The sequence below is a fragment of the uncultured Methanobrevibacter sp. genome (assembly GCF_902801725.1).
Taxonomy (GTDB): Archaea; Methanobacteriota; Methanobacteria; order Methanobacteriales; family Methanobacteriaceae; genus Methanocatella.
The window spans coordinates 1-22,498 of record NZ_CADCJB010000029.1; the positions used below are offsets into that span (position 1 = coordinate 1).

Consider the following 22,498-nt stretch of genomic DNA (forward strand, 5'->3'; position numbering starts at 1 on the left):
ATTACTCCACAAACTACAATTTCAGAATACTTAGCTCAATATGTTGCTGATGAAAAAATTGATGCTAAATATGTCAAAGTAGAATCAGAACACAGTGCTATAAGTGCTGCTGTCGGAGCAAGTGGTGCCGGAGTAAGAGTATTTACAGCAACATCATCACAAGGATTAATGTTAATGCATGAAATTTTATATGCAGCGGCAGGTATGAGAACACCTTTCGTTTTAGCTGATGCAAACAGAGCAATCTCAGCACCGCTAAACATTTGGAATGATCAACAAGATTCCATTGCACAGAAAGATGCTGGATGGTTACAAATTTACGTTGAAGATGCACAGGAAGCATTGGATACAACCTTAATGGCTTATAAAGTTTCAGAAAATCCTGATATTTTACTGCCTTCAATGGTATGTTTAGATGGATTTATTTTGACCCATACAGTAGAACCTGTTGAAATTCCAGAACAGGAAGATGTGGACAAATTCCTACCTCCATATGTACCTAAACATGCATATCTTGATCCAAAAGATCCTATGTCAATAGGAAACTTTGCAGACCCAGAATATTACATGGAAGCAAGACATGACATGGATATTGCAATGAACAAATCCCTTGACGTAATCCAAAAAACCTGCGAAGAATTTGCAGAAATATTTGGAAGAGAATATGGTCTTGTTGAAGGATACAAAACAGATGATGCTGAAATCATATATGTTGCTATGGGATCACTTTGTAGTAGCATAAGAGTTATGGTAGATGAATTAAGAGCAAAAGGCGAAAAAGTCGGTTTACTTAAAATCAGGTCATACAGACCGTTCCCTGTTGATGCCATCAATGAAGTTGTTAAAAACTGCAGCAAACTTGCAGTAGTTGATAAAAACTTCGCAATCGGAATCGGCGGAGCATTATACGGTGATATGAAACTTAAAATCGACAAGGAAATTTACGGATTCATTACCGGTTTAGGTGGAAGAGATATTACACCAGAATCATTAAATGAAATTTATGAAATAACCAAAAATGGTCCTGAAAATGATGTCACATGGATTGGACTTAAGGAGGAATAAAAATGGTGGACATTCCTGATAAAAATTTATTAGCACCAGGACACAGAGGCTGTGCTGGTTGTGGAGCATCTATCGCAGTTAAATTAGCTTTAAATGCACTAGGTGAAAATACCGTAGCCATTTCCGCTACAGGCTGTCTTGAAGTAATGACAACACCATACCCAGAAACTGCATGGGAAATTCCATTCATTCACGTAGCATTTGAAAACTCAGGTGCTGTAGCATCCGGTGTGGAAAGTGCACTTAGAATTCAAGGAAAAGATGATGTTAATGTAGTTGCTTTCGGTGGTGACGGAGGAACTGTAGATATCGGTTTACAATCATTATCCGGAGCTATGGAAAGAGGTCATAACATGCTCTACATATGTTATGATAATGAAGCATACATGAACACAGGTATCCAAAGAAGTGGAGCAACCCCATATGGTGCAACAACAACCACTTCCCCAAGAGGAAGTGCAAGTTTCGGAGAAGACAAACCTAAGAAAAACATGCCTATGATTATGGCCGCTCACGGAATACCATATGTTGCAACAGCTTCAATTGCATACCCTGAAGATTATGTTAACAAAGTCAAAAAAGCTGCAGAAACCAAAGGACCTGCATACATCCATTTACAACAACCATGTACTACTGGTTGGGGATATCCTTCTGAAAAAACAATTGAAATGGGCAGATTAGCTGTAGAAACTGGATCTTGGGTTTTATATGAAATCGTTGATGGTAAATTTGAAATCACTTACAGGCCAGAAGAAAGAAAACCTGTAAAAGAATATTTAGCACCACAAAAAAGATTCAGACACTTAGATGATGAGCTCATTGAAAAAATCCAAAAATATGTTGACGCAGAGTGTAAAGAACTAGGTTTATAAGGTGATACAATGGAAAGTATTGTTGTAAACAGCAATTTATGTGATGGATGTCTCAATTGTTCAAATATGTGTGCATCACTCCATAATGCTAGCAGAATAAAAATAGTAGAATATGATTCTTCCTTTTATTCCATTGTATGTCAACATTGTGAAAGTGCACCATGTATAAAAATCTGTCCAACTGATGCAATAACCGACGAAGGCGTTAATAGCGAAAAGTGTATCGGTTGCGGATTATGCGTAATGGTTTGTCCATTCGGTGCAATGTCTTTCCAATCAAAAATTGCTGAAAAATGTGATCTTTGTGCAGACAGAGAAGAAGGACCTGCATGTATCAAAGCATGTACCAAAAGGGCTATTACTGTTGCTGATCCTGAAAAAATCAGGTCTAAAAATCAGGAAAAATACTTGTCCAAAATGGCAGGATTATATGAACCTGATAGTCAAAAAGGCGGCTTTGTACATGTAATTACAAGTCAAGCAAGAGCAAGACTTGTTTTAGATGAATAGTAAAATTATGTTTAAATCAGGAAATTGTACTGAATGTACAACCTGCGGAAGTTGTCAACAAACACCAAATGTTGACACTCCCACTTTATTTTGTATGAATTGCCAACCATCCGATGCACCATGCTTAATGGCCTGCAGTGAAAATGCCATTGAAGTTTTAGGCGGTGCAATAACCATTAACATTAAAAAATGTACAAGATGCAGAGACTGCGTTGATGCCTGTACATTAGATATTATCAAAATATAAATATCATTCTTTATAAAGATAATATAAGGGCAATGAAAAGGGGAATTTGATGAAAATTGAAAAAGAACATATACAATTGGAAGATATTGATGAAATTCGAATCTATGATGGAAATAAAAAAGACTTTTATAAACCAACACCACAGGAATTTGAAATTGAAGATATTCCTATTCAAGAACTCATCAATAATGTTCCCGTAGAAATCCATACATTAATTCCCTACGAAAACGGGAAGGATTTCATTATTCAAAGTTTAGGCAGCTTTACCCTTAACCGATATAAACGCTCCCTCGAACATGTGAAAGGTAGACTGCTAAGTAAACTTTCACCATTATTTTTTGATATCCTGCATGACGATTTGTTGGAGGTTTACAAAAACCATGCCGTGAAAAAGATAAGGTTTGTCTATTACGCAAAAAACAGGTTAGCTAAAATAAGCAATGTGAAGATAGTTTTTGACATAGACAGGATATTTGTAATTTCCCATAATATTGATACCCCTACCCTTGAACGTGAAATTAGTGAAGATAAAACTTTTGATGAAGATAAAAGCAACATGATAGAAAATTTTTCTCAAACAGGCAGTTATTACAACATGAATGGGAAATACATCTGGTCTCAGGGAGTATATAACATCATCAACCGCTCTAAAGAAGAATCCGATGATTACTACAATATCGTTTTTGATTTGGTAATACCTGAAGACAAGCACATTGTTGATAAAATTTTTAACATCACAAGCAAGGAGACTTCACAATGCGAAGAAACAATCCGCATCATGACTGCAGACAATGTTATGAAAGTTGTTGAAGTTAATATTTATTCTTATTTTGATGAAAGCGGAATCATCATTCGTCAAGGATTGATTAACGATATTACACCACGCAAGGCGAATGAAAATAGTAAACCTGTTGATTTTCTATTGGATGGTTTTAAAAGCAGTGAAAAATTGGCTTTGTTAATTGAACCATTGAATAAAAAACAATATGAATTCTCCAAAGGATTTTATTATTTGACAGAAGAAGATTATGAAGAATATAAACATTCCCCTAAAATTCTGGATAATATCGTGGAGAATGACAGCATCAAGCGAATCAACAAAATAATTGATGGAGAAATAAGTAAAATCGATGAAACTTTTACTTATGAAGTTGGCAGCAATCCTAACAAAAGAAAGATTGTTAATTTGTACATTGAACGCTTCAGATATAACAATGAAGTACACAGCCTCGGTTTTATAACCGACATTACTGACGAAATGGAAAAACAAGAGCAGCTGATTGAATCAAATGAACAGCAAGTTGTTTTAATTCAAGAACTTCACCACAGAGTAAAGAATAATTTGCAGATTCTTTCAAGTTTTTTGAATCTTGAAAAAAGAGCTTACAGAAACGATTCCGATTTGATTATTGAACATATGCAAACACGTTTAAGCTCTCTTGCGTTGCTTCATGAAAAGACATTCAAATCCAAAGATTTTAAAAATATTAATCTGAAGGAATGTCTGATTGACAATGACCTCAAAACAAAAATGGTAGCCGGCCAATCTACAGGAATTGAATTTGAAACAGATATTGATGAAAGTTTAAACTTGTCAATTGAAGTTATAACCCCATTAATTTTAATCATTGATGAATTTACAATAAATGCAAAACATGCAACTCCAAATAACACCGTCCAAAACAAAAGAATAACTAAAAAAATTAGAAGGTTGGATGACGACAACATCATCCTAACAATTGAAGATATAGGCGTTGGGATTAAAGATTCAATGAATGTTCACCACAACATAGGATGCGAAATAATTAAAAGCCTGACAGGACAGTTGGGAGGAAATATCAGCGCAACTGAAAAGAAAGATGGAACCGAATATAAGGTGGTTTTCCCTATCGAAATGGAACATACCATACACTGACCAATATTTAAATATTTCAAATTCCAAAAATAAGATTAATTGATTTTATAAGGGTTATATTTTGATTACTAAAGACACTATTAGAGATACAGTTTATGAACTTTACAAAGAGGCAGTTATCGTACTCGGTGATGATGTAAAGAAATCACTTGAAGATGCTCTTAAAATTGAAGAACATGACCTTGCAAGGTTAAATATTGAAGCTATTTTAAAAAATATAAAACTTGCAGAAGAAAAAGGCATTCCAATGTGCCAAGATACAGGCCTGCCAGTTGTTTTTGTAAAGTTAGGTAATATTGAAGTGGAAAATTTACGCGAAGGAATTGAAGAGGGAATAAAAAAAGCAACCAAAGACATTCCAATCAGACCGAATATAGTGGATCCCATTACCCGTGAAAACACCAACATCAATGTTGGCGATTATATCCCTCCAATCGATATTGAATTAATAGACGAAGATTATTTGGAAATTACCATTTTACCGAAAGGATTCGGTTCTGAAAACAACAATGCAATGAAAATGGCTCTGCCTGCCGAAGGAATAGACGGAATAAAAGAATTCGTAGTGGAATCAGTCCTAAAGGCAAAGGGAAAACCCTGCCCACCAACAGTTGTTGGAGTTGGAATTGGAGGCACATCCGATTTATGCCTGAAACTTGGTAAAAAAGCACTGCTTGGAAAAGTCGGTGCAAGAAATCCTGATCCAACATTAGCCAAACTTGAAGAAGAAATACTTGAGGAAATTAACGCTTCCGGAATAGGGCCTATGGGACTTGGCGGAAAAACCACCACATTAGATGTTAAAATCCTAAAAGCACATACCCATACTGCAGGTCTCCCAATTGGTGTTTGCATCCAATGCTGGGCAGATAGACATGCAACAACAAAAATATATGATGAATAGGGCGGTTAAAAACCAAGCCCCCTAAAATCAATTATCTGAATGTTCTTGGAGTAGTTGGTCTTGGAATGTTATCATGGAATTCAATGGCAACATCCATCATTTCAACGGAAATATCCCCAATTCTTTTAAAAGCTTTAATAAGTCTAAACAGATAAATAAAGTAATTTGAACGTTCTTTTTCATCAAATGAACTTTCAGCCATTTGAGTTGCAATTAAATTAATAGCCTTGGATTGCATGATTTGAATTGTATCCTCCAACTCCATCAAATCGTCTTTTAACTCAGTTTTACCCTCAATAAATGCCTTCATAGACAAACTAATCATGGACTGTGAGGTCTTATACATTTTTTTCAATTTTTTCAAGACATTCTCGTCCACTTCATAAACATCATTAATGACGAATTTTGCAATATGGCCACAATAATCACCAATACGCTCCAAATCATATGCGATTTCATTATACAACATAGATTTTGAAATTTCGGAATGCTGATTTATGCTGGCAATTGTTTCAACAGAGGTTCTAATCTTTTCAACCATGTTGTTTGTGGCATAATCCATTTCCAAAGCCTTACTGGCAATATCATCATCATATTCCAGAACAGCATCAAATGACAACTCAAGCTGAGAGTGAACATGTTTTGCCATATTAGCCAACATATCATTTATCAAGACGTTGCCTTTGGTATCAGGTGCACTTACATAATTCCCAACTGATTCAACTACCCTTTCATAACCCTTCAAATCAATCATATAAGCTCTTTTAACAGTACCCTCCTTTACGAGAGGCTGCAATAACTGAGTAACATATCTGCGAGTAATTCCTAACTTTTCTGCAATTTCATCCTGGGTGGACGGATTTTCATACAATATCAAATCCAGTATGTCCTTCAATGTTTCGTCTTTTTTACTCATATTGACCTCTTATTTCTTATAATCATCAAGCAAATCATTAGATTCAAATTGAATATTTTTGGAAGACTTATTAATTTTAGGTTCTGTTGAATGATTAACAACAGGTTCTGCATCTTTGATTTCAGTTTTTTGTTGATTGACAATATCTTTATTGGACAATTCCCTAGAGAATTTGCTGATTCTGGATTTTGGATGAGTAACATCCTCTTTGGAATTTTCGACAGAAGGTTTTCTTCTAACTCTTACGACTTTTCTTCCAGCATGTTTTATGTCCCGTTTATGGCCGTAGTCATCATGAGAGACATAAATTTCTTCAACATTATCTTTGGAAGATATTTGAGACTCATGATCAGATTTCCAGGCTGACATCAAAATTCTGACAATTACAAAGACTAATAGGACAAATGCAATGATAGCTATTGGGAAATCAAAAACTGCAAATACCACATCGTAGATATCTGTAACAGGATTGTGAAGGTCTACAAAACCCCTAGCTAAAAATATCAAACCTACAATAGCTATAATTACTCCATGAGCTCTTTTAACATGTTCAGGTTTTAATATTAATGGATATACGCTTATGACAAGCAAAGCCAAACCCAGAATTCTATAAAGGTTATTGCTGGCCAAATTTTGAAGTGAAAGGAAAGCATTCATGAAAGAAGGAGGTAATATTCCCCACTCTGATAAAAAGGAACAAATCAGCAGCAATTGAATCAGAGCTATAACAATGATTGGGAAAACATAAGCAACATCCCATTCAAAATCATGTTTGATTGTTACATCAGATACAGGCTTTTCCAATGCTTCAGAAAGCATATTATAAAGAACAGATGAAATTACTGAACCTATAACAGTACCTGCAACTCCCAAAATAGAAGTTAAAACTGCAACAAAAGCTGAAATAAAACCAACCAATATTATTTTAGAATAATTCATTTTTTCACCTTCCTGACAATCATATGAAAATTATTTCTTTAATAATTTTATAATTTCAAGTATTTAAATTATAGTCAAATTTAGCAAAAATAAATTGCTTTGAAAAAAAATTTGAAAAACAGTTAGAAGCCTTAGGGGGGATTCGAACCCCCGACTTCCACCTTACCAAGGTGGCGCTCTACCGGCTGAGCCACTAAGGCATAATCGAGAATGAAAAAAACACATAAAATTATAAAATAGTGCAAGGGAAGGGATTCGAACCCTCGAAGGCCTATACCAGAGGATCTTAAGTCCTCCCCCTTTGGCCGCTCGGGCACCCTTGCATACAATATTGATATTATATTTCGTACTATATAAATGTTGCTATTTTTTTACATTTACTTAAAAAAAATATCCAATAGCCAATATAAATATTATTTAAACAAAGTATATAAATATTAAGATAATCAAATCTAGATATATTAAAGTTTTTTAAAATCAATTAAAATGGTGTAATAATTGCAGATTGATATGGAAGAATGCGGAATTTGTGAAGATTGTATTGATGTTTGTATGGAAGAGGCAATTACAAAAAAAGCTTATACTGTTGTTATCGACAATGACAAATGCGATTCCTGCGGAGAATGCGTCGACGTTTGTCCTGTCGGAGCAATTTACGAAGATTAACCATAGGTTGGAACATGAAAAGAATTCTTAAAAAATTTTCATTGGTCGATTACATAATCATAATTTTAGTAATCTGTGCAGTTGCTTTTGCATTTATACACATCACTTCAGACGATTCTGCACATGTGCAAAAAACAGCTTTTGACGCATCAACAATCAACAAGATACCTGACACCTATTTTCCAAACTACCTTGACGGAAACATCATGAAAGCATCAGTAAACGGTGTGAATGCAACCACAGGCGAAGAAGTGAACATCAACGGTACTTTGAAATGGATAGATGACAATGGAGGAACCAACATCAAACTGATAATGGATTCCAATGGCAAAACATATTTGCTGGGCTTATACAAAAGCATTCCGGAAGCAGACATTTTCATCAATACAATCTCCATTGAAACCAACGGCACTAAATACAACAATCTTGTAGAACTTAAATTAAAGCCGCAGAACATAACTTCCCTGAAGGATATGGTAAGTAAAATTCCGGAAAATACAGATTATGAAGTTTCTACAGAAGTTACAACCAACACTATAGACTCCACAAAGCTGCAGGAACTAAACAACATCATAAATGGAAAAGACAAAAGAACATCATTCAGAACTGGCGATCCTGGTACCAATACCATATTGAAACTAAGTAAATCAACCAAAGAAAATATAAATGATGCCAATTCCGTTTTAGGAAATGTTAATGGAATTACTGATGACATTACAATCAGAATTTATAATTGCAGCGACAGCCAGTTAAATACAATTAAAAACAACTATAATGTAACAAATATTAGAAATTTTTAAGTTGGTAAATTATGAGCTTAATCTATTCATCGTTAATCTCAATCGTAAATAGGATAAGTTATGAATTCCACAGGTCATTCTTATTCACAACCATTTTTTCCATTTTATCATTTCTGGAAGACCAATGGGTAAGCAGTTATTTTAAAAGGTTTTACCCTAGCGAAAATTTCCTGAATTTTTTAAACAGAAACAACATCATCAAGAATTACATTTTCAGTCCATTAATTGTAATCCTGTTATTTTCCATGTTTCTGTTGCTATCTATAAATTCAGTGACAACAAGTTTAGCTACAACGCTGATTATTGCATTCATTGCTTTTTTTATCGGATCAACCATACTCCCAAGATTTTTGCTTAACGACAACGGAAAAATCGCCGTCAAATTTAATAGAGATGACATATACTCTATTGGATTCTGTTTGATGTTGGTTAGCATAGTGTTTTTCTTTATAAGTATAGCCACAGTAGGTGGAATACCAATATTGAAGCCATCAATTAGATATTTATTAAAACCAGCGTTCACCATGCCAGTTTTTTTAATTATACCTGCAACCGGTTTGATTGCCAGCGCATATCTAAAAGATTTTCAAATTCAAAAAATCACCAGATCACAGGTTCGCTTCAGATTCCTATTATTGCTCGCAATTGACTGTGCAATATTATTAACTTTAGGTTATAGGACACCACTACTTGCATCATTTCTCATCATAATAATCATAGGTTACTTTGGAAATATTGTTTCTCCATGGGAAGTTGTAATCGGAGGATTAATTGGTGTAGGTGCAATCATAGGAATTGGATATTTTAGGTCAGTTAAGGAATTCAGCATAACTACAGCAACCAGCCCACTAAGCACACTGCAGAACAGAGCAGACTTCACATTACATGTCCTGAATTTACTTGATTTTCTTGGAGGCAATTTCGGCTTAACCCATGGAAAATTGCTTGCAAGTGCAATTCCCGGAAGTGAATTGGGTCCAAGGATGATGGTTGGCAAACTGATTGCATGGAGAAGTGAGGTAACAATTACACCAACACTGATTGGACAGATGGTGATTGATTTTGGAAAAGTTGGAGTTGCAGTTGAAATGTGCATTCTGGGATTCATTTTAGGAATCGGATTTAAGATTATTCAAAAAACAAAAGATTATTTCTACATTGGCATTTACGCCTTACTTTTAACATACACCATATTGGGCATTGAAACCGGAATTCTGGATATTCAGGTGCTCGTATATTTCATAATAGCTATTTTTATTTATGCAATTTATTGCTCAAAAGCAAAAAATTAGCAAATTTTTTTTACATTATTTATTACAAAAACCCCAGAATAATACTAAAAAGTATTACTTTAATAACATTTATAAACCCCAATTAATATATAATAATTAGATATCAAGTGAAATAAATGAGTATTACCCATTTAACTTAAAAAATAATAAATATGACTTGATATTATCAAAAAATAAGAGAAATTAAAAAGAATAAGTAATACTTCTTTTATAAGCAAAATTAAAAAAAGTATTACTTTTTAAATTTTTGGAGGAAATAAAATTGCATATACCTGACGGATTTATTCCTATCACACAATGTATAGTCTACTACATAATCCTAATCGTAGCATTATACTTCTCAGTGAGATGGGCTAGAAACAACCTTGATGAAAAACGTATTCCTCTTTTAGCTGTATTGGCTGCTGGTATCTTTGCAATCATGTCCATGAACATGCCAATCCCATTTGGTACAAGCGGACACATGGTTGGAGGAGCATTAGTAGCTATAGTATTCCTTGCACCTGAAGCAGCAGTATTAGTATTTACAGTAGTATTGCTTATCCAAGCATTGATATTTGGAGACGGAGGAATTACAGCTTTAGGAGCAAATGTATTGAACATGGCAATAATTGGAGGTTTTGTTGGATTATATACCTTCAAAGGATTGAAAGGATTTGTCGGAAACTATGCTGCAGCAGGAATTGGGGCATGGCTAGCAACTGTAATGGCTGCATTGGCATGTGCTATTGAAATGGGTATTGCCGGAACATTCCCAATGAACATTGGTATTCCATCAATGGTATTATACCACTTCTTTATTGGAATAATCGAAGCAGTATTAACAGTTATTGTTCTTGTAGCATTAGACAAATTCAGACCAGATTTACTCGCATGGAATGATGAAAGCGCAAAAGGAGATGCATAATATGGATAAAAAAGATATCACATTAATCGCTGTGGCTGTTGTAATCTGTATTGTAATATGTGCCCTTTCACCTTACATCGCTTCCGGCGATCCAGATGGACTCGAAAAATCAGCTGAAGATGCCAAACTTCCTGAAGACTTTTCAGTTGAAGAAATTAAAGGCATTCCTGATGCAATATTCCCAGATTATGCTTTTGCAAACGCTCCCGATAACCAATTATTACAAATTGTAGCTCTGGTAATTGGTACCATTGTTACATTAGGTTTGGGATATGCAGTAGCAGAAATCGTGAAAAGAAGAAATTAAATTAACTTTTAATTTCTTTTTTCTTTTTTTAAAAGTATTTGATTATTTTTAAAATTGACATAAGCAAATAATAATATAATACTAATTTTTAATATTAAAGTAGTGAATTGATATGGCGGACATAACACAAATTATACGATTTGATGATTTGGCTTCTAAAAATAGCCCAATACATAATTTAGAAGGTAGAATCAAATTAATTTCAACAATATTCATAATACTTGTTTGTGTTGTCTCAAAAGAATTATTTATACCAATAATGTTTGAAATAATCTTATTGACAATATTGAAAATAGCAAACTTATCATATATTGATTCATTCAAACGACTGTTAATGTTGCTTCCGTTTGGTGGAGCAATCATAATTTTCCAGCCATTCATACAACCGGGAAATATAATCTGGAGCTACTCCTGGCTACACATCACAGATGTGGGGCTGAATTGGGGGATACTCCTATTGGTTCGTTTAATAGTTTCACTAACTGCAATCATCATATACTCCTCAACAACACCCCTGCAGGAAATGGCAAGTTCTTTTAGAAAATTGAAAATGCCAAGGGATTTGGCAATGATATTGTCAATCATGGTGAGATTTTTATTTTTATTTGTTGATGAACTTGCAGCCATCAGAAAAAGCCAAAAATCAAGAAACTTCAATATCCACAGCAACAACACTCCATACAAATGGAGAGTAAAACAGGTGGGCTATACAATTGGAATGATGTTTTTAAAAGCCTATGAACAGGGGGAGAGAGTTCACAAAAGTATGGTAAGCCGTGGATTTTCAGACACATCAGAAATGTTTAATGAGAAAAGCACACCTGAAAAAAGCGATTATATATACTTAATTTCAATAATAATTATCGCAATCATATTAGAAATCATAATAATCAAATATTCAGGACAATTAGGTTACTTAGGTCAAAATTTAGCAATTAATTAGAGGTTTAAAATGACAGATATCCATTTAGAGACAAAAAACTTATCCTTCACATACCATGATGGGACACAAGCTTTAAAAAACGTAAATATCCAGATTAAAAAAGGAGAAAAGATAGCCATTATGGGCCCTAATGGAGCGGGCAAATCAACACTTTTTTCCCATTTTAACGGTTTGACCGAACCTACATCAGGACATGTCGAAGTGGATGGCGATGAACTAATTTATGAACGTGATGAACTGCTTAAAGTAAGGCAAAAAGTAGGGATAGTTTTCCAAGACCCGAATGATCAGTTATTTGCGCCAACCGTTAAAGAGGATGTTGCATTCGGACCTATGAATTTGGGCCTTGAATATGATGAAGTCAAAGCGAGAATAACCGAAGCTCTTGAAATGGTGGGCATGACTGGCTTTGAAGACAAAACTCCCCATCATCTAAGTGGAGGTCAGCAAAAAAGAGTTGCCATTGCAGGCATTATCGCAATGAGACCTGAAATAATGATACTTGACGAGCCAACAGCAGGCCTTGACCCTGAAGGTGTTGACAAGGTACTGGCCATTTTAAATAAACTGAATGAAGAGGGAATAAGCATTGTCATCTCATCACATGACATTGAAATGGTCAATCAGTTTGCAGAAAAAATATTCGTCCTATACAACGGTGAAATAATAGCTGAAGGTGACAAGCATCAGATATTTTCAGACAAGGAACTGCTAAAAAAAGCGCACTTAAAAGCACCTATAACCACCGAAATATTATATAAATTAAAGGAAAACGGTTTGAATGTTGATACTGAAAAAATAAGTGTTGACGAAACAGTTAATGAAATATTAAATGCTAAAAACATTTAGTTTTTCACTTTTCTTCTATTTTTTATTTTATCCTTAAGCTTTTCAATGAAAGCAAACTCCTGGTCGAGTTCGGGAGAATTTCCAAAGCCACAGTTTGGGCAATGAATCTGATTACAATTACTATGTTTTCCACAACTGGTACATCCGCGATTTTCCAATTCATTTTCATCGAATTCAAAACCACACATACGACATTTCATGAAAACACCACAAAAAAGATTAAAAAAATAAATAAAAACATTGAAGCTATTCAACTTCAATATTTTTAGCCTCTTCTCTACGAAGACAAATGTCATATCCTTTAAGATTCAATTCGATAGGATCTCCTAAGGTAGCTACCTTTTTAACTTTAAGTTCAGCCCCTTTAACAAAACCCATACCTAACAAGTGTCTTTTTAAACCTGCATCGCCTGTATCATGATATCTGAGAATAGTAACTGTTTCTCCAGGTTTAACTTCGTTTAATGTTCTTGACATAATCTCACCATATTAAAAAAAATAAATTTTTAGGCTTGCTAAAAATCTCTTGATTATTATTTTGTATTAACACATATATAAATTTAGTCATAACTAAAAATTTGAATGGACACTAACTCAAAATCAAACCTTCAACATTATCCACCTATTGAAAACCCAAGAGCAAACCGAGATTGAATACCAATAACGACACAATATATGCAGTTGTAAGTGTAATTACAGACATTGCCAAAGGCCATTTGTAACCATGAGTTTCCTGTTTAATAGCTCCAAGAGATGCGATACATGGCATGTACAATAACACGAATACCATGAATGAGAATGCTGATAAAGGAGTAAATAATCCATGAAGCATATTACCCATTGCAGCATGGTTTGCTTCATCGACACCTGCCAAAGTACCGAATGATGATACAATAACTTCTTTTGCAACCAATCCTGTTAAAATCGCAATACCCGCCTGCCACTGGCCGAAACCGAGAGGGCCAAATATAGGTGAAATAGCGCTACCAATCATGCCCAGAACACTTCCCTGTGATGCATATTCAACGCCGAATGGCACACTGCTTAAAATCCAAATGACAATTGTTGCCCCAAGAATAAGTGTCCCTGCTTTTCTAAGGAAACCTTTAGTTTTTTCCCAGGTGTGGAGCAATACTCCCTTTATAGAAGGAATTTTATAGGTTGGAAGTTCCATAACAAATGGAGCAGACATACCCTTAAACAATGTTCTTTTAAGTATTGCAGCAACAACAAAAGCCACAAGAATACCTATAATGTACATTGAAGTTACAACGATAGCCTGTTGGGTAATTACTATAGGTCCCCATGCAAATACTGGAATAGCTGCGAAAAATACTGCAGTAAACATTGAATAAATTGGCATTCTTGCACTGCAGGACATGAAAGGAATAAGCATCATGGCAAGCAGACGGTCAGACTCATTTTCCAAGGTTCTAGTAGCCATAATCGCAGGCACTCCACAACCAAATCCTAAAATCATAGGAATGAATGCCTTTCCATGAAGACCAACAAGTTTGTGCATCACAATATCTAGGGTAAATGCAGCTCTTGCAAGATATCCGCTATCTTCAAGGACACTCAACAATAGAAACATTATGGCAATTTGCGGTAAAAATACCAGTACTCCTCCTACACCACCTATTACTCCATCACATACAAAAGATGCTAAGACAGGATTATTAAGGAATGTTCTTGCAAAATTTGCCAGAATATCAAAGCCGTAATCAATTGCATCACAAAACGGAGCAGAAATCGTAAATGTCAAATGGAACAGTAAAAAAATGACTATAACAAAAATTATCGGTGCTAAAACTCTGTTGGTTACAATCTTATCAATTTTATCAGATGTAGTCTCTTTTTCAACGCTTGGCCTTTCAACAGCTTCAGCCATCAATCCATCAATAAATGCATATCTTGCATTGGCTACGACCTCTTCGGCACCCTCCTTGTAGACATCGTGAAGATGGCTTGCTACCTTATCCACTTCAACCATGATTTGAGAGCTGTTGGTTGAATGTTGGACCTTATCTATTACAATGGAATCCTTTTCCAAAAGCTTAACCGCTGTCCAAACTGAAGGAACATTACATAGACTGCTGTCCTGTTCAATCAATTCCTGAATAGTTGACAAATGTCCTTTGATTTCATTACCGTAAGATAATTTTTTGCTTGAATCGATGGGATTAGTTGCTGCTTCCTCCACAGTTGCAAGCAATTCTTCAAAACCTTCCCTGCTTTTTGCATTTATTTCAACAACGGGGAAACCTAAAAGCTCACTCATCAAATCAATATCAATAATATGTCCTTTTTTCTTTGCAAAATCATTCATGTTAAGAGCCAACACCAAATTAGCTCCCAATTCCATCATTTGAACAGTGAGATATAAATTACGTTCCAGATTAGCAGCATCAACCACATTGATAATCACATCAGAATCATCATCCACAATGAAATCACGGGACACTATTTCCTCCATGGAATGTGCACTCAATGCATAATTACCCGGCAAATCAACAAGATCATAATCATAAACATCATGTGAAAAATGACCTTCTGCCTTTTCAACCGTTTTCCCAGGCCAGTTACCTACATGCTGGTGCATTCCAGTCAATTGATTGAATACGGAGGTTTTACCAACATTCGGGTTTCCTGCCAATCCTACAATTAGTTTCTTCATTAATACTCTCCTCAATACAACATCAACAAATATCAATAAATGACATTCATTACAAAAAAATAGGTTATCCCAAAATATAATTAATAATTAAATTTTATTCTATATAAAATGTTAGTCACACCAAAAAAATAGAAAAGTTTATATATTAAAATGATTAACATTTAATACAAGTGATGAAATTTAGGCATACCTAAATATTTGCCTAAGCATCGCTTTTTATCAAACATAAATTAGTCAAAGACAAAATACTATCTTCAAAAATATTAAATTAGTTTATCATAATTTTCTAATTTAATATTGGGAAATTACCTGCCTAATTTCCAAAAAAAAACATGATTGGTGTTTAAATCTCCTCCCAACGTTAAACACCAATCCATCCCTTTTTTTATACTTATGGACCTTCGCCATCGTATGTTGAAGCATCATCATAGATTTCCTCATCCCAGTAATTATCTTCAATATAATCATCAACCCTCTGGTTCAAACCCCAATTATGATTATCATAATAGGTATATGCATTGAACGAACGGCCGGATATGGTTACATCCTGAGTTTTTTGAGCGGAGGAATATTTGGAATCCCCATCAAATTTTACTTCAACATTGTATGTTCCGGGATCACATCTTATACTAAGAATTTTACCATATGGCTTATATTCCCATTTATAATTTCCTTGCTGGTCAGTTATTGTATAATGAATTATTCCCTTGCTGGAAACAGCCCTGCCATGACTGTCAAAAAGCTTGATATCGACATATCCACCTTTTATTGCATAACCGTCATTTGCGCTTATCTTTATTTTTACTTTTTCCTTTGCAGATACTGGGCATGTAAGCAATAAACAAACACAGACAATACCTAACAGGATAATGATTTTTCTATCCATAAAAACCACCATTGATGTGCATATATTGTTATCAATGATATTTAAACTATTTTAAAATTGTTGTCTAAATCAACACTTAAATACAATAACTACAAACATTAAATTAGGTGAGAAAAGTGATTGAATATGAAGACATAATGAAAGATTCCCCTTATTTAATTTGTTATTTAATTTCTTTGACAAAAACACATGACTTTTACATCAACAAACACATTAAAAACGAAACTGAAATACTGCCAAGCCAATATTATATGCTGCTGTTTTTATATCATGAAATGGGCACAAACCAATCAGATATTGCAAAAGCATGTTTAATGGACAGAAGCGGAGTTTCAAGAGCGTTTAAGGAATTTGAAGAAAAAGGATTGATTACAAGAGAAATTGATGAAAACAATAAAAGAGCATATAAAATCGAATTAACCCAAAAAGGAATCGAAACCGCCCAATTTTTAGAAAAAAAAGAATCAGAATGGGATGATATGATTCAAGAAGAATTAAACATATCAAAAGATGACCTATACAATTTATTGTCCAAGATATCATTAAAATCCCTTGAATTCAACAGAAAGAAATTTTGAATATAATCACTTCCACCAAACATACAATATGAAGTAACTTCTTAAAAATCAGAATAATATTCCATTATTCCTTCAACAAAGCTTAAATTATAGTTAATATAATTTATAGCTATGATAGAGTTAGTAATCGCTTGTTTTATAGGTATATTAATCGGAACAACAACAGGAATGATACCTGGAATACATGTCAACACTGCCGGAGCAATTTTGTTTGCCTCTTCAAGTTTTCTTTTAACATTTCTATCGCCGGAATTTCTATGTGTTCTGATGGTTGCAATGTCAATAGCTCATGCCCTGATTGAATTTGTACCTTCAATGCTTTTGGGAGTGCCACAGGAAGGAACCGCAACATCAATACTTCCAGGACATAGAATGGTTCTGCAGGGAAGATCAAAAGAAGTCATAAGAATTGTTTCAGTCGGAGGATTTGGAGCAATAATAGTTACAATATTGATGATGCCAATCTTTGCAGTTGCACTTCCGATAATGCATGATTTGACAAAACCATTTACATGGATTATCCTGCTTGCCGCATCGATTTATCTGACTTACAGCATGACAAATTCCATGAGGGATTTTTTATGGTCACTTCTTCTTTTCATCCTTTCAGGAATCTTGGGCTGGATTATCTTTCAAACCCCAATTTCCTCAGGAGTGTCCCTAATGTGCACATTTTCAGGCCTTTTTGGAATAAGCACAATATTATTCAGCCTTAATGATTCATCAACAATACCTCATCAGAACAAATTTTATGAGCTTAATCTGGATTTGGGGAAATATAAAAGCATTTTTGCAGGAGGAATAACAGGGGCTATTCTTGGTTTTCTTCCGGGATTCGGACCTGCACAGGGAACCGTGATAGCGCAGGCTGCAAGCGGTACAAATGACAATGACGATGATGACACAGTTAACTTTTTACTTGCAACTTCAGGACTGAACGTTTCGGATTGTCTTTTTTCATTGATTGCAATCTATATCATCGGAAATCCTCGAAGCGGAATTGCCGTTTACATGTCTTATCTAATCTCTGAGATGACACTGAACCATTTGATGATTTTTATTTTCGCATCCCTTATAGCGGTGTCTGTTTCATTGGTGTTGTCTTTAAAATTAGGGGATTCATTTTCAAGACTGATGGGCGGCATTGATTACAAGAAATTATCCATTGGAGTGATATTGCTTCAGGTATTGATATTATACATTTTCATTTTTTATTATCAGGCACCTGTCTTTTATATGACTCTGGCTTTGATTACTTCAACAGCCATGGGAATGCTTCCCCACTACATTGGAGTTGGAAAATCCCATCTTATGGGAATACTGATTATTCCAGCCATTGTCATTTATATGCAGATGTTTATTTAGGTGAAATTATGAAAAACAAATTAATCAACATTATACACCAATTCAATTACATTATTGAAAATACTAAGTTAAATGAAGAAATTTTAAATGATAATATATTGTTTTTACCACTAGTACAATATATGGAAAAAAATAATATTCTTGCAGAAGAAGAAATATCAAAATTATTGAAAAAGGATTCAATAACTTTCAAAAAATTAAAACACTACAACTTTAAGGAATTTCATAATATTTCAGATAGCATAGAAAATTATTTGTCGGAATTGACCGATGAAATATTGAACTTTTTTCCACAACCTAGCGATACGCAAAGCATATATTATTTACTATATGAAATTTTAATCAATATCTACAAGCATTCAAAGTTTACAAATGCATAAATATAATATAGGGAACTTTTATTGTAATGAGAATCAACAAAAAATCAATTAATAATATTTACGAATATTTAAAATATAAAAAAATAAATAAAAATATGGAGGATGAAAATGAGCGAATATGAAATCATTCTTGAAGATGCATATTCTAAAAAATTAGGTATGGGCCCAACTGCAAAAAAAATATTTCAAGAAATCAATAACAAACCAGAAGCAATATTGAATTTTAAAAATATTGAGTTTATGAGCAGATCATTTGCACAAGAATACGTATTTCAAAAACATAACTGCAATACAAAAATAACTGAAGTAAATATGTCTGAATCAATCATCCGAATCATGAAATGATTTCATGAAGTTATCACTAAAATTTTCTAAGTTTTCTTTTAATGAAACCAATATTTTCCAAATTAATGTTTTGAACATTACTATTTTAAATAAGTATTTAATCAACCATCCCCCTCAATTTTAACATTACAAAAACATTTTTATATTCATCAAAAACAAAATTTTTAAACAGAAAAGGAGTTAAAAAAACATGAAATACAAAAGTATAATATTGATTCTTTCTATTTTTATCATATTCAGCATTGCCAGTGTAAGCGCTGGTGAAGTTGACGATAAAGTAATGATGAGTGATGAAAATGCAGAAATAGAATCAACATCTATAGAAAAGGATTTAAAAACAACGGATGACAACCAAGTACTAAGCAAAACAAATGATGATGAAATACAAAGTGTAAAAGATAATGAAATTACAGGTGCCGATGTTGATCCAAATACAAACGCCACATTCGATGATTTGAAAAAAGAGATTGGTGAAGGAGGAAATATCACACTGAAACATAAATTCTATAATTATAATGGCACAGGTCAAGAATCAGAACATATTGATATAAGCGTTGCCAATAGTATTATTGTATTAACATGAATGGATCACATACTCAAGTATTCCAGATAATAGGCGACAATATAACAATTAAAAACCTAACCATTACAAATGGAAATTTTGACCCAAGCTGGAGCTGGTATTTTATTTATGTTGTAGGTAGTGGTGCTAAAATTGTAAATTGTAATTTCATTGATAACACTGGACATACGAAGGGTGTAATTTACTTTGAAGAGAATATCAATGGCGCTGTTACAAATTGTACTTTTATTAATAACATAGCAGACACATCTAGTTTGGGCGGTGCAATTTTCAATACAAATGGCAATGTTGCTGTGACAAATTGTTATTTTAGTGGAAATTATGCTCAGGAAGGTTCTGATATCTATTCAGAATCCAATTCAGTTACTGCAGACACATGTATCTTCAAAGATACCGGCACAACTTACAATGTGCAGATTGTCCCTCCTGCATTGAATGTTGATGATTTCGTAGCACTCAATAATTCCGGTGAAAAATTAACATTTGACTTAAAAACAAACAGCAGCATGTCTGTCGACAATGGAAATATCTCAATAAGCGTATATGATAAAAACAATGACAGTTTAATCGGAGAATACTGCTGCTTAAGCGGTGAAGGATGGACTGTGAATTTGCCGGTCGGCTCCTATTATGCTATTTTCAATACCGAATATGCCGGATTTAAAGCAATCAACAGAACCATAACAGTAATTCCAAACACAGAATACTATATTAATGTAACTCCGGTGACAACCAGCAGCAAGATAGTTAACCTCACTGCAAAATCCAACATACCAACCGACATTATAGGCGGCAAATTAGTGTTTATTCTGCCAAACGGTGATGAACTCAACGGAACATACGATTCCAAGGACACATGGTGGACAATGCACACATTTGAAGATTACAAAACTTATGAAATCAATGCAACATACACCAATTTTAAAAGGGCAACTGTCAACAGCGCAACCATAACCGTTAGAAAAACCAATTCAACTATATATCTTGAGGATATTGTTCTGGATTACCCTGAATCTGAACTTGTTACTGTACCAACTGAAGGCGCAACAGGCATCACCGCCAAGATTGACGGCAAAAATGTTAGTGTTGTTGATAATTTTACAATCCAAATTTCAGATTTAGATGCAGGAAACTACAATTTAGAAGTGACAACAATACCCGATGAAACCCACCTCCCCGTAACTAAAACAGTCAACATTACCGTTAATAAGGCATCAGTAAAAATCTTTGCAAATGATTTGGAACTAAACTTAGATGACAAATCCAAAGTCAATTATGCATTGGAACCTGAAGACACTACTGGACGAATTTACTTTGAAAGCGACAATCCAGAGGTTGTCAGTGTCACATCTGACGGCAACATCACTGCACTTTCAGCAGGCACAGCAAACATCACAATCACATTCACAGGAAATAAAAACTACGAAGAAACCAACAAAACCATAAAAATCAAAGTGAACAAGGCCAATTCAATCCTAATCATCCCATCACAAAGATTGGAATACAAGCCTTCCTTAAACATCACTGTAGATGCAATAGGTGCCGCAGGAATTATCGCCAAAATAAATGGCAAAGATGCCAAAGTTGACGGATTTACAATAGAAATTCCAGAGGGTGCTGGAAGCTACACTTTAACTGTAACAACAATACCTGATAAAAACCACAACCCACTAACTAAAACAGCCAACATTACAGTCAATAAAGTAGATACCAAAATTGGTGCAAATGATTTGGAACTGACATTTGGAGATAAAACCAAACTCATTTCTGTATTGATGCCCGAATACGCCGAAGGAAACATATCCTTTTCAAGCAGCAATCCAGGCGTTGCCAATGTCAGCTCCAGTGGCGAAGTCACCGCAGTTTCAACAGGTATAGCGAACGTTACAATCACATTCTCAGGAAATGAAAACTACGAAAAAACCGCCAAGACCATAAAAGTCAAAGTGAACAAGGCCAATTCAACCGTAAGCATCTGTCCACTAGTATTGGATTATGGAAATTCCCTAAACATAACTGCAGATACAACAGGCGTTAAAGGAATTACAGCAAAAATAGATGGCCAAGACACCAAAGTTGATGGATTTACAATAGAAATCCCAGTATTGAATGCTGGCAAATACACATTGCAAGTTACCACAATTGCTGATGACAATTACAATCCAGTTACAAAAACAGCCAACATTACTGTCAACAAGCTCAAAACACAGATAACTGCAAAATCTATTGCCACAGTATACAATGTAAACAAGAACCTTGTCATTACATTAAAAGACTCCAAAGGCAATGCAATAAACGGAGTTAATATAACAGTCAAGTTGAAAAATGCAAAAACATACGCCACCAATAATAACGGTCAGGTCAAAATATCCACCAAAGGTTTGGCTCCTAAATCATACACTGTAAATATAACATTCAACGGCAGCAGCAAGTATGACAAGTCCGCTAAATCCGTTAAGGTCACTGTTAAAAAGGCAAATCCTAAAATGGTTATTCATCAGAGAACTTACAAGTTAAATGTTAAAGTCAAGGCGTTTGCAGTCATTTTAAAA

The 22,498-nt window shown here is 34.3% G+C and carries 25 protein-coding genes and 2 tRNA genes; 19 read left to right on the plus strand and 8 right to left on the minus strand.

Features of this window, described 5'->3' with window-relative positions:
* The 6 genes from porA to QZV68_RS07265 form a co-directional block, all read left to right on the plus strand.
* Positions 1–1,065 (plus strand): pyruvate synthase subunit PorA (porA, locus tag QZV68_RS07240; RefSeq protein ID WP_296880006.1); only part of this gene is annotated, 1,065 nt, incomplete at its 5' end.
* Between the two features lie 5 nt (positions 1,066–1,070).
* Positions 1,071–1,937 carry a pyruvate synthase subunit PorB gene (porB, locus tag QZV68_RS07245; protein ID WP_296880053.1) on the plus strand — a complete coding sequence of 289 codons (867 nt, stop codon included), beginning with the start codon at positions 1,071–1,073 and terminating at the stop codon, positions 1,935–1,937.
* A gap of 9 nt (positions 1,938–1,946) precedes the next feature.
* Positions 1,947–2,447, plus strand: coding sequence for a 4Fe-4S dicluster domain-containing protein (locus tag QZV68_RS07250; protein WP_296880008.1), 501 nt, complete (start codon positions 1,947–1,949; stop codon positions 2,445–2,447).
* Entirely contained in the window at positions 2,440–2,694 is a 255-nt protein-coding gene (locus QZV68_RS07255; protein WP_296880010.1) for a formate dehydrogenase, read from the plus strand. Before QZV68_RS07250 ends, QZV68_RS07255 begins: the two co-directional genes overlap by 8 nt.
* A gap of 49 nt (positions 2,695–2,743) precedes the next feature.
* The gene (locus QZV68_RS07260) at positions 2,744–4,609 is read left to right on the plus strand and encodes a histidine kinase dimerization/phosphoacceptor domain -containing protein (RefSeq protein ID WP_296880012.1); all 1,866 of its coding nucleotides are present in this window, start codon (positions 2,744–2,746) and stop codon (positions 4,607–4,609) included.
* Positions 4,610–4,670: 61 nt separating this feature from the next.
* Complete coding sequence (locus tag QZV68_RS07265) at positions 4,671–5,513, plus strand: fumarate hydratase (protein WP_296880014.1); 843 nt, start codon at positions 4,671–4,673, stop codon at positions 5,511–5,513.
* A gap of 31 nt (positions 5,514–5,544) precedes the next feature.
* On the opposite strand, the gene QZV68_RS07270 is transcribed toward QZV68_RS07265, so the two are convergent.
* From QZV68_RS07270 to QZV68_RS07285, 4 genes are all read right to left on the minus strand, one after another.
* Positions 5,545–6,429, minus strand: coding sequence for a PhoU domain-containing protein (locus QZV68_RS07270; RefSeq protein ID WP_296880016.1), 885 nt, complete (start codon positions 6,427–6,429; stop codon positions 5,545–5,547).
* A 9-nt stretch (positions 6,430–6,438) separates the two neighbouring features.
* On the minus strand, positions 6,439–7,368 hold the full coding sequence (locus QZV68_RS07275; protein ID WP_296880018.1) for a hypothetical protein: 930 nt from the start codon (positions 7,366–7,368) through the stop codon (positions 6,439–6,441).
* 127 nt (positions 7,369–7,495) lie between these two features.
* Positions 7,496–7,568, minus strand: a tRNA-Thr gene (locus tag QZV68_RS07280).
* Between the two features lie 40 nt (positions 7,569–7,608).
* Positions 7,609–7,691, minus strand: a tRNA-Leu gene (locus tag QZV68_RS07285).
* A 175-nt stretch (positions 7,692–7,866) separates the two neighbouring features.
* Here QZV68_RS07285 and QZV68_RS07290 point away from each other — a divergent pair.
* The 7 genes from QZV68_RS07290 to QZV68_RS07320 all read left to right on the plus strand — a co-directional run bounded on the left by QZV68_RS07290 (position 7,867) and on the right by QZV68_RS07320 (position 13,132).
* Entirely contained in the window at positions 7,867–8,034 is a 168-nt protein-coding gene (locus tag QZV68_RS07290; RefSeq protein WP_296880020.1) for a 4Fe-4S binding protein, read from the plus strand.
* 14 nt (positions 8,035–8,048) lie between these two features.
* Positions 8,049–8,834, plus strand: coding sequence for an adhesin (locus QZV68_RS07295; protein ID WP_296880021.1), 786 nt, complete (start codon positions 8,049–8,051; stop codon positions 8,832–8,834).
* An 11-nt stretch (positions 8,835–8,845) separates the two neighbouring features.
* Positions 8,846–10,126, plus strand: coding sequence for an oligosaccharide repeat unit polymerase family protein (locus QZV68_RS07300; protein ID WP_296880023.1), 1,281 nt, complete (start codon positions 8,846–8,848; stop codon positions 10,124–10,126).
* A 262-nt stretch (positions 10,127–10,388) separates the two neighbouring features.
* On the plus strand, positions 10,389–11,033 hold the full coding sequence (gene cbiM, locus QZV68_RS07305; RefSeq protein ID WP_296880025.1) for a cobalt transporter CbiM: 645 nt from the start codon (positions 10,389–10,391) through the stop codon (positions 11,031–11,033).
* A 1-nt stretch (position 11,034) separates the two neighbouring features.
* On the plus strand, positions 11,035–11,340 hold the full coding sequence (locus QZV68_RS07310) for a PDGLE domain-containing protein (RefSeq protein WP_296880027.1): 306 nt from the start codon (positions 11,035–11,037) through the stop codon (positions 11,338–11,340).
* A gap of 112 nt (positions 11,341–11,452) precedes the next feature.
* Entirely contained in the window at positions 11,453–12,283 is an 831-nt protein-coding gene (cbiQ, locus tag QZV68_RS07315; RefSeq protein ID WP_296880029.1) for a cobalt ECF transporter T component CbiQ, read from the plus strand.
* Between the two features lie 9 nt (positions 12,284–12,292).
* The gene (locus tag QZV68_RS07320; protein ID WP_296880031.1) at positions 12,293–13,132 is read left to right on the plus strand and encodes an ATP-binding cassette domain-containing protein; all 840 of its coding nucleotides are present in this window, start codon (positions 12,293–12,295) and stop codon (positions 13,130–13,132) included.
* Here QZV68_RS07320 and QZV68_RS07325 read toward each other — a convergent pair.
* From QZV68_RS07325 to QZV68_RS07340, 4 genes are all read right to left on the minus strand, one after another.
* Positions 13,129–13,332: a hypothetical protein gene (locus QZV68_RS07325; RefSeq protein WP_296880033.1), complete on the minus strand. Its 204-nt coding sequence runs from the start codon at positions 13,330–13,332 to the stop codon at positions 13,129–13,131. The genes QZV68_RS07320 and QZV68_RS07325 overlap by 4 nt on opposite strands.
* A 46-nt stretch (positions 13,333–13,378) precedes the next feature.
* Complete coding sequence (locus QZV68_RS07330; RefSeq protein WP_296880036.1) at positions 13,379–13,609, minus strand: FeoA family protein; 231 nt, start codon at positions 13,607–13,609, stop codon at positions 13,379–13,381.
* Positions 13,610–13,754: 145 nt separating this feature from the next.
* Positions 13,755–15,809 (minus strand): ferrous iron transport protein B, encoded by a 2,055-nt coding sequence (feoB, locus tag QZV68_RS07335; protein WP_296880038.1) that lies wholly within the window; start codon positions 15,807–15,809, stop codon positions 13,755–13,757.
* Between the two features lie 391 nt (positions 15,810–16,200).
* Positions 16,201–16,695 carry a hypothetical protein gene (locus QZV68_RS07340; RefSeq protein WP_296880040.1) on the minus strand — a complete coding sequence of 165 codons (495 nt, stop codon included), beginning with the start codon at positions 16,693–16,695 and terminating at the stop codon, positions 16,201–16,203.
* Between the two features lie 116 nt (positions 16,696–16,811).
* Here QZV68_RS07340 and QZV68_RS07345 point away from each other — a divergent pair, with 116 nt between their 5' ends.
* From QZV68_RS07345 to QZV68_RS07370, 6 genes are all read left to right on the plus strand, one after another.
* Complete coding sequence (locus tag QZV68_RS07345) at positions 16,812–17,273, plus strand: MarR family winged helix-turn-helix transcriptional regulator (protein ID WP_296880042.1); 462 nt, start codon at positions 16,812–16,814, stop codon at positions 17,271–17,273.
* A gap of 111 nt (positions 17,274–17,384) precedes the next feature.
* Positions 17,385–18,638 (plus strand): tripartite tricarboxylate transporter permease, encoded by a 1,254-nt coding sequence (locus QZV68_RS07350; RefSeq protein WP_296880044.1) that lies wholly within the window; start codon positions 17,385–17,387, stop codon positions 18,636–18,638.
* A gap of 8 nt (positions 18,639–18,646) precedes the next feature.
* Positions 18,647–19,018 (plus strand): hypothetical protein, encoded by a 372-nt coding sequence (locus tag QZV68_RS07355; RefSeq protein ID WP_296880046.1) that lies wholly within the window; start codon positions 18,647–18,649, stop codon positions 19,016–19,018.
* Between the two features lie 108 nt (positions 19,019–19,126).
* On the plus strand, positions 19,127–19,363 hold the full coding sequence (locus QZV68_RS07360) for an STAS-like domain-containing protein (protein ID WP_296880048.1): 237 nt from the start codon (positions 19,127–19,129) through the stop codon (positions 19,361–19,363).
* 190 nt (positions 19,364–19,553) lie between these two features.
* Positions 19,554–19,946 carry a hypothetical protein gene (locus QZV68_RS07365; RefSeq protein ID WP_296880049.1) on the plus strand — a complete coding sequence of 131 codons (393 nt, stop codon included), beginning with the start codon at positions 19,554–19,556 and terminating at the stop codon, positions 19,944–19,946.
* Positions 19,943–22,498: Ig-like domain-containing protein (locus QZV68_RS07370; protein WP_296880051.1), on the plus strand; the 2,556-nt coding region annotated here is incomplete at its 3' end. The genes QZV68_RS07365 and QZV68_RS07370, both read left to right, overlap by 4 nt.